The 326-nt window shown below is 52.1% G+C and carries 1 protein-coding gene; it reads right to left on the reverse strand.

The window, feature by feature from the left end:
* Positions 1–11 precede the first annotated feature (11 nt).
* The coding region (gene rpsJ / locus F0U44_RS24185; protein WP_149730615.1) for a 30S ribosomal protein S10 at positions 12–326 on the reverse strand (315 nt) is incomplete at its 5' end.

Consider the following 326-nt stretch of genomic DNA (forward strand, 5'->3'; position numbering starts at 1 on the left):
GGCGGCTCTGCCTACGCGTCGGCGATGGTCACCTCAACCTCTACACCGGGCTCGATGTTAATTGAGGTGATCTGTTTCACGATTTCAGAGGGAGAGTGTAGGTCGATCACTCTCTTGTGGATTCTCATCTGAAAACGATCCCAGGTCTTTGAACCTTCACCACAAGGAGTTTTACAGGTGGTGATACGCAGGATCTTGGTTGGCATGCGGACTGGGCCCTTTACACGCAGCTTCTGTTTCTTGGCTCCATTGATTAGGTCAGCACAGACCTTCTCGTGCGAGCGCACATTGCGTGAAGTAAGAGTGATCCTGATGCGGTGGATAGG

It is taken from the genome of Nocardioides humilatus, assembly GCF_008373755.1.
Classification (GTDB): Bacteria; Actinomycetota; Actinomycetes; order Propionibacteriales; family Nocardioidaceae; genus Nocardioides; species Nocardioides humilatus.